Source organism: Roseburia sp. 1XD42-69 (genome assembly GCF_003612565.1).
In the GTDB taxonomy this organism is placed as follows: Bacteria; Bacillota; Clostridia; order Lachnospirales; family Lachnospiraceae; genus Roseburia_B.
The window spans coordinates 1-12,667 of record NZ_RAZG01000014.1; the positions used below are offsets into that span (position 1 = coordinate 1).

At 45.6% G+C, this 12,667-nt stretch carries 11 protein-coding genes; 3 read left to right on the forward strand and 8 right to left on the reverse strand.

From position 1 onward, the window contains the following. Positions 1–91: 91 nt before the first annotated feature. Together D7Y06_RS28540 and D7Y06_RS08995 are read left to right on the forward strand one after the other, a co-directional pair. On the forward strand, positions 92–334 hold the full coding sequence (locus D7Y06_RS28540; protein ID WP_120407476.1) for a nucleotidyltransferase family protein: 243 nt from the start codon (positions 92–94) through the stop codon (positions 332–334). Positions 335–417: 83 nt separating this feature from the next. Next, the gene (locus D7Y06_RS08995) at positions 418–1,584 is read left to right on the forward strand and encodes an FprA family A-type flavoprotein (RefSeq protein WP_120407477.1); all 1,167 of its coding nucleotides are present in this window, start codon (positions 418–420) and stop codon (positions 1,582–1,584) included. A 73-nt stretch (positions 1,585–1,657) separates the two neighbouring features. On the opposite strand, the gene D7Y06_RS09000 is transcribed toward D7Y06_RS08995, so the two are convergent. Next, on the reverse strand, positions 1,658–2,827 hold the full coding sequence (locus D7Y06_RS09000; protein WP_120407478.1) for a cell wall hydrolase: 1,170 nt from the start codon (positions 2,825–2,827) through the stop codon (positions 1,658–1,660). Between the two features lie 160 nt (positions 2,828–2,987). On the opposite strand from D7Y06_RS09000, the gene D7Y06_RS09005 reads away from it, so the two are divergent. Continuing rightward, on the forward strand, positions 2,988–4,160 hold the full coding sequence (locus tag D7Y06_RS09005) for an HD-GYP domain-containing protein (protein ID WP_120407479.1): 1,173 nt from the start codon (positions 2,988–2,990) through the stop codon (positions 4,158–4,160). Between the two features lie 84 nt (positions 4,161–4,244). Here the strand turns inward: D7Y06_RS09005 and carB are convergent, their stop codons facing one another. From carB to pyk, 7 genes are all read right to left on the reverse strand, one after another. Continuing rightward, positions 4,245–7,451 (reverse strand): carbamoyl-phosphate synthase large subunit, encoded by a 3,207-nt coding sequence (carB, locus tag D7Y06_RS09010; RefSeq protein ID WP_120407480.1) that lies wholly within the window; start codon positions 7,449–7,451, stop codon positions 4,245–4,247. After that, entirely contained in the window at positions 7,451–8,521 is a 1,071-nt protein-coding gene (locus tag D7Y06_RS09015; RefSeq protein ID WP_120407481.1) for a carbamoyl phosphate synthase small subunit, read from the reverse strand. Before D7Y06_RS09015 ends, carB begins: the two co-directional genes overlap by 1 nt. Before the next feature lie 137 nt (positions 8,522–8,658). Next, positions 8,659–8,946: a hypothetical protein gene (locus tag D7Y06_RS09020; protein ID WP_120407482.1), complete on the reverse strand. Its 288-nt coding sequence runs from the start codon at positions 8,944–8,946 to the stop codon at positions 8,659–8,661. A 38-nt stretch (positions 8,947–8,984) separates the two neighbouring features. After that, positions 8,985–9,299 carry an MBL fold metallo-hydrolase gene (locus tag D7Y06_RS09025; protein ID WP_120407483.1) on the reverse strand — a complete coding sequence of 105 codons (315 nt, stop codon included), beginning with the start codon at positions 9,297–9,299 and terminating at the stop codon, positions 8,985–8,987. Positions 9,300–9,365: 66 nt separating this feature from the next. Next, on the reverse strand, positions 9,366–9,539 hold the full coding sequence (locus D7Y06_RS09030) for a chorismate--pyruvate lyase (protein ID WP_120407484.1): 174 nt from the start codon (positions 9,537–9,539) through the stop codon (positions 9,366–9,368). A 134-nt stretch (positions 9,540–9,673) separates the two neighbouring features. Continuing rightward, on the reverse strand, positions 9,674–11,164 hold the full coding sequence (spoIVA, locus tag D7Y06_RS09035; protein WP_120407563.1) for a stage IV sporulation protein A: 1,491 nt from the start codon (positions 11,162–11,164) through the stop codon (positions 9,674–9,676). A gap of 82 nt (positions 11,165–11,246) precedes the next feature. After that, positions 11,247–12,662, reverse strand: coding sequence for a pyruvate kinase (gene pyk / locus D7Y06_RS09040; protein ID WP_120407485.1), 1,416 nt, complete (start codon positions 12,660–12,662; stop codon positions 11,247–11,249). Between the last annotated feature and the right edge of the window lie 5 nt (positions 12,663–12,667).

Below are 12,667 nucleotides of genomic sequence, written 5' to 3' on the forward strand. Positions count from 1 at the left end.
TAAAACAACGCCATACAACATAAAAATAAATAAAATTTGACATAAAAAAGCCCGCATTTCTGCGGTTTGTAGTGTTTTATATTTCTGACAAGTGTCGAAGACCCGGCTGTTAGGCTTTAAAAGTACGGCAAAGCCCCTCCTGAAAATGATTGAAAAACAGGGAGACGCACCCCTGATCACCAAACCTGCCAGGGCGAAATCACTCCTCAGTAAAAAAGCATATCTTCTCTATAAAAAGGAACTTTTCTCCTCAGACTTATATTACGGCCTGCAGGTTCAGAAAGGAATACAGGATTCTGCCAATGAATGCAGGAAAAGTCTTGTCATTCTTTAGAGTTTATTGTAAAATGTCAAATGGTGGCAAATCCACTTACAGATACTTATTAAACAGGATTTATTGATATAGAAGGAGGAACTATGAAACCAGTGATTACAAATGACATTCTCTACATTGGAACAGACGATACCACCATCGATTTGTTTGAAAGCCAGTATCCGGTACCGGAAGGCGTTTCCTACAACTCTTACCTGATACTTGACGAAAAAATCACCGTGATGGACACTGTGGACGCCAGGGGAACCGAAGACTGGCTATCCAATTTAAAGGAAGGGTTAAACGGGAAATCCCCTGACTACCTTGTTATCTCCCACTTAGAGCCGGACCATGCTGCAAACATCGCCACATTGGCAGAAATGTACCCGGATATGAAACTCATTGGCAATACAAAGACATTTTCCATGCTGCCCCAGTTTTTCCACAAAGATTTTTCAACACGCCAGGTAGTGGTAAAAGAGGGAGACACCCTTTCTTTAGGCAAACATACCCTGCAGTTTTTCATGGCTCCCATGGTTCACTGGCCGGAGGTCATGGTAACATATGAACAGTCGGAAAAAATTCTTTTCTCCGCTGACGGATTTGGAAAATTCGGCGCCTTAGTAAACGATGACCCTGAGGACTGGGCCTGCGAAGCCCGCCGCTACTATTTTAACATTGTGGGGAAATATGGCGTACAGGTACAGGCATTATTGAAAAAGGCCGCAACACTGGATATCTCTGTGATATGCCCCTTACACGGCCCGGTGTTAAGAGAAAATTTAGGCTATTATATCGGATTGTATGACACCTGGAGCAGTTACAAGGCCGAAAAATCCGGTGTTGTCATCGCCTACGCATCCATCCACGGAAATACAAAAAAAGCTGCGGAAAAACTGGCTGAGATGGTGGAGGCAAAAGGGGAAAAAGTGGAGCTTTGCGACGTGAGCCGCACCATGGTTTCCGAACTCATCGAGTCCGCCTTTGAGTATGACAGAATGATTTTGGCTGCCGCAACCTACGATGCAGGGATTTTCTCTCCCATGGAAGACTTTATCCATCACTTACAGGCAAAAGGTTTTAAAAACCGGAAAATCGGCCTGATGGAAAACGGTTCCTGGGGTCCTATGGCTGCAAAGAAAATGAGGGAAGAATTGGAGACTTTAAAGGATATCACCTTTGTGGATCCGGTTGTCACCATTAAGTCCAGTATGAGTGAGGAGGACATTCCCCAGATGGAAGCCTTAGCGGCTGCTATTTGTGAAAAATAAGATTTGGATACGAAAAATCCGCCCCTTTGCTAAAAACGGCTGAAAGGGGCGGATTTTTATATTGAAGCGGCGCTTAATAAAACACGTGATTTCCGATGACGGTGCCGCTTACCCCGGAACTTGCCCGGCAGAAATAAAGGGCGGAAATATTGGTATTCCCGGAAAGGGCCGCATTGGCGGCCTGGGCACAGCTTCCCGATGCCCCCCTGGCAAGGACCACCGCAAACCGCCCGCTGGCTACTGGAGAAAACTGTCCTCCCTGGTAGATAACCCCGGAGATGGTATTGGGGAAACTGCTGCTTTTTACCCGGTTTACCACCACTGAGGCCACTGCCAGCTGGCCCTCATAGCTCTCCCCCCCGGCCTCACACTCTACGATTGCCGCTAACATGGCGGAATCACTGGAGTTGGCTGTGACAGATCCTCCTCCTGAGGTAGCGGTAGGCTTTTTCTTCTGCTGTTCGGCCAGTTTTTTTGCCTCCTCCGCTTTTTTCCGTTCCAATTCTTCCTCATATGCCTTCATTTTGGCAATCTGGGCATCATAATCACTGACTACATCCTTTGCGTCTGAAATTTCATTTTCCTTGGCGCTTATACTGTCTTTTGTCTTGGAAATCAGGGAATCCACTTCCGTCTTTTTCGACTCCATGCTCTCCTGCATTCCCACTAACTCCGTCTTTTCCTGTTTCAAAGTCTCTTCCTTTAAAGCCACCTGCTCACAGGTATCCTCGTAGCGGTGAAGCATCTCCCTGTCATATTTGTTAATGGCTTCCACATATTCCGCTTTATTTAGCATTTCACCCATGGATTTGCTCTCCAAAATAATAGAAGCCAAATCCATTCCCCCGGTTTCATAAATATACTGAATCCGCTTTTTCATGCTCTCATACTGCTTTTCCTTTGTATCTATGGCGGCTGCAAGCTCCTCCTGGGTTACGGCAATTTCAGTCTCCTTATCCCCAATCTGAACCTCTAAACTGTTAATCTCCTCCGTCACATTCGACAACTGCTGATTTAAATCCGCAAGCTCCCCCTTAAGATGGCTCTGCTGCTCCTTTAAGGCGTCCACTTTTTCTTCCGCAGCTTCTTTCTGCTCCTTAAGCTCGTCGATTTTCTGTCCTGTCTTTTTCAAATCACTGCTGGTTTTAAAAGCCTGGATGTCCACAGGGAACGCTACAAGCAGAGTCCCTGCCAAGGTACAAAGCAAAATTTTTTTTAAAATATTCTTCTGTTGATTTTTCATAATTATCTTTCCTCTTGCGTAACATTTTTTAACAAATTTATTACAATCTCTATTATATCTGATTGTTTTTGCTTCTTCAATATGTTATATTAAATATAATTAGGATAAAGTTACAGAAATTTTGTGACAAATGACACTTGAAAAAGGAGCGTGAACGTTTATGCAGTTCGTGGAGAGCAAAAACTTAAAGCCCGGTATGCGCATTGCCAAACCGATTTATAACAAAATGGGAGTTATGTTATATGAGAGAGACACCCTGCTCACTCCCGCAGGCATTAAAAGTATTGAGAATTTTGGGTTAATCGGCATTTTTATTCTGGAGCCGGCAGAACCCCTCCCCCCTCTGTCCGAGGAAGATATTCAATTTGAACAATTTCAGACGATTTATATGTTCCGTGCCAAGGAGATTATGGATAAACTTCAGCAGCAGAAAGAGCCGGATACCCTTTCTTCCCTGGTGGAAAACATTATTTCCAAATACGGTTCCTTAGACCACAAGATGAATTTTACCCAGAATTTAAGAAGTTCTGCGGACTTTGTATACAAACACGCTATCAGCACAGCAATTTTGGCTACCATGATTGCAAATGTGATGCACTGTACTCCCTCCGATAAGTTAAATATAACCACCGCAGCCCTTCTCTACGACCTGGGATACCTTTTTGTCCCAAGGAAAATTCTTGACAAAAGCGATGTGGATATGACTGAGGAAGACGATAAAGTCATTCATGAATGCCGGAAAAGAGGATACGCCCTGTTGGATCCGGAAGGAAACAGATACGGGCTGAACCAGGAAATTTTTACGATTATACACCAGGTTCATGTTTCCCTATCCACCAAGCGGGTTGACGACCTAAAAACAAAGAAATTCAGCCGGGCAGCCAAAATCCTCATTGTGGCAGATATGTTTGACCAGCTTACCGCCATGAGTTTAAACCAGGCCCCCATATCCGAGGTTTCTACTGTGCGGTACCTTCGCCAGTACCCGGAACGGTATTCCTCCAATGTGGTGTCGGCACTGTCCCACTGTATACATATCCTTCCCGTGGGCTCAAGCATCGATCTCTCCACAGGGGACAAGGGCATTGTCCTTATGGAAAATTCCCAGAATTTCCTGGCGCCTGTGGTTTTAAATATCCGGGACAACCATATTTACGATTTAAGCAATCCCATGGTGGCTGCTAAAATACAGATTATTGACATTATGAAAACAATGGACAACCGGATTGTAATTGATGAAACCACATTAAAGCAGTTTTCTTCTGATTCAAAAATTAAAAATACGTTAAACAAATATAAAGAGAAGGAAAATAAAATTAAATTCAGAAAATAAAATTACTATTTAATAATTTATAGTAAAGATTCCTCGTATTATATACAAAAAAGCATCCATCCAAAGGACAGATGCTTTTTTCTTTTATATATTTTTTACTGTGGCAATATCTACAGGGGTCAAAGTCTTATTCGCTGTCTCTAAGCTGCTGGCCAGGGCGTTTGCCGTATCCATGGCTGTGATACAGTACACCCCTGTCTCAATGGCATTCCGCCGGATTAAAAATCCGTCCCTGGTCTTATCCCCGTTCCCCTGGGTGGGGGTATCGATAACCAAATCAATCTTATGGCCCAAAATCAAGTCCATGACATTGGGGCTTTCCTGGGTAATTTTATTTACCCGAAGGGCATCCACCCCATGTTCTTTTAAGTATTTTGCCGTGCTCCTGGTGGCATAGATTTTATAGCCCAAATCTGCAAACCGCTTTGCAACCCCTACGGCTTCCTCTTTATCCGCATCTTTTACCGTCATAATCATCTGTTTATATTTGGGAAGAGTAACCCCTGCCCCAAGGAATGCCTTATATAAAGCTTCGTCAAAGTTCTTTGCAATTCCAAGGCACTCTCCTGTGGATTTCATTTCAGGCCCAAGGCTTATCTCCGCCCCCCGTAACTTTTCAAAGGAGAATACAGGCATTTTGATTGCGATATAATCCGCCTCCGGGGCAAGTCCTGTGGGATATCCCATACCTTTTAAGGTATTGCCGATAATCACCCGGGTTGCCACATCCACGATGGGGATTCCCGTTACCTTGCTGATGTAGGGCACAGTTCTTGAAGAACGGGGATTTACCTCAATCACATACACTTCCCCATCCATCACAATAAACTGGATGTTAATAAGCCCCACCACATGAAGAGCCTGGGCAAGTCTTCTGGTGTAATCCACTAAAGTCTTTTTCACCTCATCCGTTATGGTGTGGGCGGGATAAACGGAAATACTGTCCCCGGAATGCACCCCGGTGCGCTCAATATGCTCCATAATTCCGGGAATCAGTATGTCGGTGCCGTCGCACACCGCATCCACTTCTATCTCTTTACCCTGAAGATATTTATCTACCAGAATGGGGTGGTCCTGGGCAATTCGGTTGATAATTCCGATAAATTCCTCAATTTCTTCGTCACTGTAGGCAATTTTCATGCCCTGTCCCCCAAGGACATAGGAAGGGCGCACAAGCACGGGATATCCCAGACGGTTTGCCACTTCTTTCGCTTCTTCTGCCGTAAACACCGTTCCCCCGGCGGCCCTGGGTATTTTTGTCTCCTCTAAAATCTTGTCAAAAAGCTCTCTGTCCTCTGCGGCATCCACATCCTCAGCCTTTGTACCAAAGATTTTTACCCCCATTTTCATCAGGCTTTCCGTGAGCTTAATGGCTGTCTGGCCGCCGAACTGCACCACCGCCCCGTCGGGCTTTTCCATATTTACAATGCTCTCCACATCCTCCGGGGTGAGGGGCTCAAAATAGAGCTTGTCCGCAATGTCAAAGTCTGTGGACACTGTCTCCGGGTTGTTATTGATAATAATGGTCTCAAACCCTTCCTTTTTAAATGCCCATGTACTGTGGACACTGCAGTAGTCAAATTCAATTCCCTGGCCGATTCGTATGGGGCCGGAGCCAAGGACCAAAACCTTTTTGGGGGGATTGGTCTCTTCCGCTTCGTTTTCTCCCCCGAATACGGAGTAATAATAAGGGGTAGCCGCCGCAAACTCTGCAGCGCAGGTATCTACCATTTTGTAAACGGCGGTAATGCCGTTGTCGTAGCGCATTTTTTTGATTTCATCCTCGGTTTTACCTGTTAATTCGGCAATAACCTTGTCCGGGAATTCCATGCGCTTTGCCTCTTTTAATAAATCTATGGTCAGCTCCTTTGTCTTTAACGCCTGCTCCATCTCCACAAGGACTGCCAGCTTATCGATAAACCACAGGTCAATCTTTGTGACTTCGTGAATATGGCCGTAGCTCACCCCTCTCCGCAGTGCCTCGGCGATACAGAAGATTCTTCTGTCGTCCACAATCTTTAACTCTTTTTCCAGCTCTTTGTCGGAAAGGGCGTCAAAACCATAGGCCATCAGGCTGTCTACATGCTGCTCTAAGGAGCGGATGGCTTTCATCAAAGCCCCTTCAAAGTTAGAGCATATGCTCATAACTTCCCCGGTAGCTTTCATCTGGGTGGTCAGGGTTCTCTTTGCGGTAATGAATTTGTCAAAGGGAAGCCTTGGAATCTTTACCACGCAGTAGTCAAGCATTGGCTCAAAGCTGGCGTAGGTCTTTCCTGTAATGGCATTTTTTATCTCGTCCAAATTGTATCCCAGGGCAATTTTTGCCGCCACTTTTGCAATGGGGTATCCCGTAGCCTTAGATGCCAGTGCGGAAGAACGGGATACTCTGGGATTTACCTCAATGACACAGTACTCAAAGCTTTCCGGGTGCAGGGCATACTGTACATTGCATCCTCCGGTAATATTTAATTCTGATATAATATTTAAAGCTGAGGTGCGGAGCATCTGATATTCTTTATCCCCCAATGTCTGGGAGGGGGCAACTACAATACTGTCCCCCGTGTGGATGCCCACCGGGTCAATATTTTCCATGTTGCAGACGGTGATGCAGTTTCCCTTAGCATCCCGCATCACTTCATACTCAATCTCTTTCCATCCTGCAATACAGCGCTCCACCAAAACTTCCCCCACACGGCTTAAACGCAGGCCGTTGGAGAGGATATCCATAAGTTCCTGCTCATTGTGGGCGATTCCTCCCCCGCTTCCCCCCAAGGTGTAAGCCGGGCGCAGAACCACGGGATATCCGATGGTATTTGTGAATTTAATTCCGTCCTCTATGTTGTGCACCACCTGGGAGGCCGCACAGGGCTCCCCGATTTTTTCCATGGTGTCCTTAAATGCCTGTCTGTCCTCCGCTTTAAAAATGGTCTCTGCGGTGGTTCCGATAAGCTTTACCCCGTGTTTTTCTAAAAAACCGGATTCCGCCAGCTCCATACCCAGGTTTAATCCTGCCTGTCCCCCTAAGGTGGGGAGAACGCTGTCCGGTTTTTCTTTTAATATAATCTGCTCTAAGACGGGAACTGTCAAAGGCTCAATGTACACCTGGTCTGCAATCTCTTTGTCTGTCATAATGGTGGCGGGGTTTGAGTTTACCAAAACCACCTCCACACCTTCCTCTTTTAAGGAGCGGCAGGCCTGGGTTCCCGCATAGTCAAATTCCGCCGCCTGTCCGATAACGATAGGACCGGAACCGATTACTAAAACTTTTTTAATTTCCTGATTTCTTGGCATTATTTCGTTCCTCCCATCATATCAATAAATCTGTCAAAAAGGTATGCGCTGTCTTGGGGCCCCGGACATGCTTCCGGGTGGAACTGCACCGTAAATATGTTTTTCCCCACGTAGGCGATTCCCTCGTTGGTGCCGTCGTTTACATTGATAAAAGCCGGCTTTGCCACACTTTTATCCATGTGTTCCGCATCCACCACATACCCGTGGTTCTGGGAGGAAATATACACGCGGCCTGTCTCTAAATCCTTCACCGGATGGTTGCCTCCCCGGTGGCCGTACTTCATCTTGTGGGTGTCCGCCCCGTTTGCCAGGGCCATAAGCTGATGTCCTAAACAGATAGCAAAAATCGGGGTGTCGCTTTGGTAGAGTTTTTTCAGCTCCTCTATTATCCTGCCGCACTCCTTGGGGTCCCCCGGGCCGTTGCTAAGCATGATACCGTCGGGATTTTCGGAGAGAATCTCCTCTGCCAAGGTTCCTGCAGGGTAAATCGTCACTTCACAGCCTCTTTTATTTAAAGACTTTGCAATATTATCCTTGGCACCTAAATCAAGGAGAGCCACTTTTTTCCCTTTTCCCGGCAGGACGGATTTCTCTTTGCATGTCACCTTATCCACCACATTGCCAGTGACATATTCCTTTAACTTTGGCAGAATCTCCTCCAGATTGTAATTTTCATCGGTGGTAATCATGCCGTTCATGGTTCCTTTTTCCCGGAGTATTTTTGTTAAGGCACGGGTGTCAATGCCGGAAATTCCTGGGATGTCATATTTTAACAGAAAATCCTGTATGCTCCCTTCACAGCGGAAGTTGCTGGGCATCCTGGAGAGCTCCCTTACGATATATCCGTCGGGCCAGGGCCTCTTTGACTCCATATCCGGGGTTATCCCGTAATTTCCAATCAAGGGATAGGTCATAACCACCGCCTGTCCGGCGTAGGATGGATCTGTCAAAACCTCCAGATATCCTGTCATTGAAGTGTTAAATACGATTTCACTGATAATTTCCTTTGTGGAGCCGATACTCATCCCCTCAAAAACAGTTCCATCTTCCAGTATTAAAAATGCTTTCATCTTTACCCTGCCTTTCCTATTTTTTTTCAAAAAAAAAAGACGTCGCTTTTTTATTTAGTATGCGCAGGCATTCACTTACTAATCTTCCTGCAAGAAATCTTAAATTGTAAAAATTTTAACATAACGGAGCGGTTTTTTCAACTGTTTCCGCAAAAAAGACACGGGAAAAAAATTTTTCCGTGTCCCTGCAATCTGTCCATGGTAAATACAATCTGGGATTTTACCTGAAGGTTCTCATAAGCGCTTATGTAAGTATCAAACCCTATGGCAGTTTCCCTGGTACAATGTTCAAGGTTCAGACTTTCTATATTTCTTAAATGGAAATTTATTTTCTCCTTTTTGTACAGCTTGCTGCTGTGTCCGCAGATATAATAATCGAAGGGAACTTCCATTGTCCTTTTTAATGTCCCGTACAATTCTTCCATGGAAAGGGCACCGTAATTAAAAAGCCACAGCCCTTCCTTTAACCCATCCCCTGCAGCAAGGATGCCCCTTCCTGCACCAATACCCCTATGGAGTCCTTGGTATGGCCTTTTAAAGAGATAATCTCAAAATGAAGATTTCCAAGGGACAGCACATCCCACTCTTCTTTTGCCGCCCAGATTTCCTCAAACCAGTGGTTTCCCCCAATATGGTCCGGATGGCCGTGGCTGTTTATCACCAGATAGGGGTGGAAATGCTTTTCTCCACAAATTCCCGCAGATTGCGGTTTCCGTATCCGGTATCCAAAAGCACTGCCATCTCGCTTCCCCGGACAAGGGTACAGAATACCCGTCATCTTCTGCTATCTGCCAGATATTTTCACGTATTTTTGTATATTCATATAAAGACTGCACGGCTTCCCCTACTCTGTTATCTCATACTGTAAAAGTTCATATTTTAATTTGCTGCCCACGGTAATTTCCGGGGGCAGCAATGCCCTTGCCACTAATTTTACATCATCCACCGTGATATCTGTCCGTTTCAGATTGGCATAATCCCCGTCGATACTCACCACTTCATAATACCATGTTTCCATTTTCCCACCTCACATATCATAAGTTCTTTTTGGCTTTTCACGGTTGCTGCCTGGATCAAGCCATCTTCTCTCACAACCAGTATATACTATAGTATATAGATTGTCAAAGTATTCCATCTTATTTTCAAGGAAAATCAAATGATAATGCAAACCAGCCCTCCGCTGCTGTCATTCACGATTTTCTGCATGGTGTCCTGAAGCTTCATCTGGCACTCATCATCCATCATGGCAATTTTGCTGCGGATACCGTCCTCCATAAGCTCTCCTACAGACTTCCCGAAAATATTGGTATCCCACACCCCGTTTGGCGTGTTCTGCCCTTCCTTAATATACTCTATCAAATCCTTTGCCTGCTCCTCACTGCCCACAATAGGTGCAATTTCCGTCTCGATATTTGCCCGGATTAAGTGGATGGAGGGGGAAGTGGCTTTCAGTTTTACTCCAAATTTATTACCGTGACGGATTAACTCCGGTTCCTCTAAGGAAATATCCGTAAGCTGGGGGTGAATTACCCCGTACCCTTTCATCTGCACGGCGCTTACCGCATCCGCCACTTTTTCATAGGCGTTCTTCCGCCCGGACAGCTCTTTTACCAGAGAGATAAGCTGATACTCTCCCTGGATCGGAACACCGGTGAGTTCGCTGATATTCTCATAGTAATATTTGTCATCCATCTCCATTTTAATTTTTAAAAGCCCTTTGGCCAAATCAATTTTATCCAGATGGATATCGGATATGTACTCTGCATCCTCCGGCTTTCCGATACTGCTGATGTCCTTTGCCTGGGTGACGGAACTTAAAATATTTCTGGCTGTCTCCACCATACTCTGCTTCATCCTGTTGTCCATGGGAAGCATCTCCGCCCACTTTGGAATGTAAAATTCCATTTTTACAATGGGGAATTCATAGAGAATGCTCTCCAATATTTTTCCGATATCGTCTTTCCGAAGCTGCTGGCAGTTCACCGGAATCACAGGGGTCCCGTATTTTTCTTTCATTTTCTGCACCAGTCTCCCTGTCTCCTCGCTGAAAGGTTTTTCAGAATTCAGCACAATCACAAAGGGTTTGCCTATAGATTTCAATTCCTCCACGGTTTTTTCTTCCCCAGGAATATAATTTTCCCTGGTGAGTTCCCCAAAGGAGCCGTCCGCCGTCACCACAATTCCAATGGTGGAATGTTCCTTGATAACTTTCTGGGTTCCGATGGAAGCCGCATCCACAAAGGGAATCTCATAGTCAAACCAGGGGGTTTTTACCATGCGCTTGTTATTCCCCTCCATATGTCCGGAGGCTCCCTCCACCATATAGCCCACGCAGTCAATCAGGCGCACTTTTACTTCCGTATCCCCTTCTAACCGAATCTGCGCTGCATCCTTGGGTATAAATTTGGGTTCTGTGGTCATAATGGTTTTTCCCTGGGCCGACTGGGGCAGTTCATCCACAGTCCTGGCCTTCACATTTTCGTCCTCCATAAAGGGAAGCACCATAATGTCCATAAAACGCTTGATAAAAGTAGATTTTCCCGTCCGCACCGGCCCTACCACGCCGATATAAATTTCCCCGTCTGTTCTTTCCTGTATGTCACGGTAAAGATGAAATTCTTTATCCTGATTTACTGCTGACATTTCCATAAAAATACCCCTTTCCTGCAATGTAGTAAACGTACCTTTCTACATTGTATGAAAAGGGATTTTTTTTATTCCATATTTATACTTCCTGTACTTTAATCATATTGGTGGTTCCCGACACGCCGATGGGAACCCCGGAGGTAATCACCGTCATATCCCCTTTGGAAAGGAACCCTTCTTCCTCCGCTTTTTCTATGGCATGGTCAAATAAATCAAAGACATCCCTCTGCTTTTCCAAAATGACAGAGACAGTGCCCCACACCATACTAATCTGCCTTGCAACTTTCTCATCCATTGCCCCGCAGATAATGTCGCAGGCAGGGCAGTATTTTGCTATATTCCTGGCGGAATGTCCGCTTTTCGTCACGGTTACAATGGCCTTGGCGTTTAAGTCAAGGGCAGTGGTACAGGTGGCATGGCAGATAGCGTCCGTCACGTCGGGATTGGCTTTCCTCTCCCTGGAGAAGAAACGTTTCCGGTAATCGATATCCTGCTCCGTCCTGTCTGCAATTTTTATCATGGTGAGAAGGGATTCCACCGGGTAAAGCCCTGCAGCCGTTTCCCCGGAGAGCATAATCGCCCCGGTGCCGTCGTAAATGGCATTTGCCACGTCTGTGGTTTCCGCCCTGGTGGGCCTTGGGTTTTTCATCATAGAGTCTAACATCTGGGTTGCGGTTATAATCTGTTTCCCCAGATTTACCCCTTTTTTAATAATCATTTTTTGAATCACCGGAACTTCCTCGTAGGGAATTTCCACTCCCATATCCCCTCTGGCCACCATAACCCCCTCTGCAGCCTCCAAAATATCGTCAATATTTGTGACGCCTTCCATATTTTCGATTTTTGCAATAATATGGATGTCATAGCCGCCGTGGTCATTTAAATACTTCCGCATCTTATGAATATCATCCGCCCTGCGGACAAAGGAAGCCGCTATAAAATCCACATCCTCCTGTATACCAAAGAGAATGTCCTCCTTATCCTTTTCACTTAAAAAGGGCATGGATAATTTTACATTGGGCACGTTTACCCCTTTGCGGCCGGAAATTTTTCCCCCGTTTTTCACGGTGCAGACAATCGCTTTGTTTTTTATCTCATCCACCTGCATTTCCACCAGGCCGTCATCAATGAGTATCGTGGTACCCTCTGCCACATCTTGGTATAAATCCTGGTATGTGATGGAGACACCCTCCTCGTTTCCAGGGTACTCTGTGCAGTAAAGTGTAAATTTCTGGTTTTCCTTTAAGATTACTTCTCCCTGCTCAAAGAGGCCCAGCCGGATTTCCGGCCCTTTCGTGTCCAACATAATCGCTGTCTGTGTATTATACTTTTTCCGAAGCTCCTTTACCTTATCCATCCTGGCCTTGTGCTCCTTATAATCCCCATGGGAAAAATTAAGCCTAGCCACATTCATGCCGCTTGCAATGAGCTGCTCTAACACATCCTCTTTATCCGTAGCCGGTCCAAGTGTACACACAATTTTTGTTTTCCGCATTCTCT

Excerpts from the sequence above, each read along its gene's own strand:
- D7Y06_RS08995 (WP_120407477.1), top strand. The coding sequence starts at position 418 with ATGAAACCAGTGATTACAAATGACATTCTCTACATTGGAACAGACGAT.
- D7Y06_RS09000 (WP_120407478.1), bottom strand. The coding sequence starts at position 2,827 with ATGAAAAATCAACAGAAGAATATTTTAAAAAAAATTTTGCTTTGTACC.
- D7Y06_RS09005 (WP_120407479.1), top strand. The coding sequence starts at position 2,988 with ATGCAGTTCGTGGAGAGCAAAAACTTAAAGCCCGGTATGCGCATTGCC.
- carB (WP_120407480.1), bottom strand. The coding sequence starts at position 7,451 with ATGCCAAGAAATCAGGAAATTAAAAAAGTTTTAGTAATCGGTTCCGGT.
- D7Y06_RS09015 (WP_120407481.1), bottom strand. The coding sequence starts at position 8,521 with ATGAAAGCATTTTTAATACTGGAAGATGGAACTGTTTTTGAGGGGATG.
- D7Y06_RS09020 (WP_120407482.1), bottom strand. The coding sequence starts at position 8,946 with ATGGAAGAATTGTACGGGACATTAAAAAGGACAATGGAAGTTCCCTTC.
- D7Y06_RS09025 (WP_120407483.1), bottom strand. The coding sequence starts at position 9,299 with ATGACGGGTATTCTGTACCCTTGTCCGGGGAAGCGAGATGGCAGTGCT.
- D7Y06_RS09030 (WP_120407484.1), bottom strand. The coding sequence starts at position 9,539 with ATGGAAACATGGTATTATGAAGTGGTGAGTATCGACGGGGATTATGCC.
- spoIVA (WP_120407563.1), bottom strand. The coding sequence starts at position 11,164 with ATGTCAGCAGTAAATCAGGATAAAGAATTTCATCTTTACCGTGACATA.
- pyk (WP_120407485.1), bottom strand. The coding sequence starts at position 12,662 with ATGCGGAAAACAAAAATTGTGTGTACACTTGGACCGGCTACGGATAAA.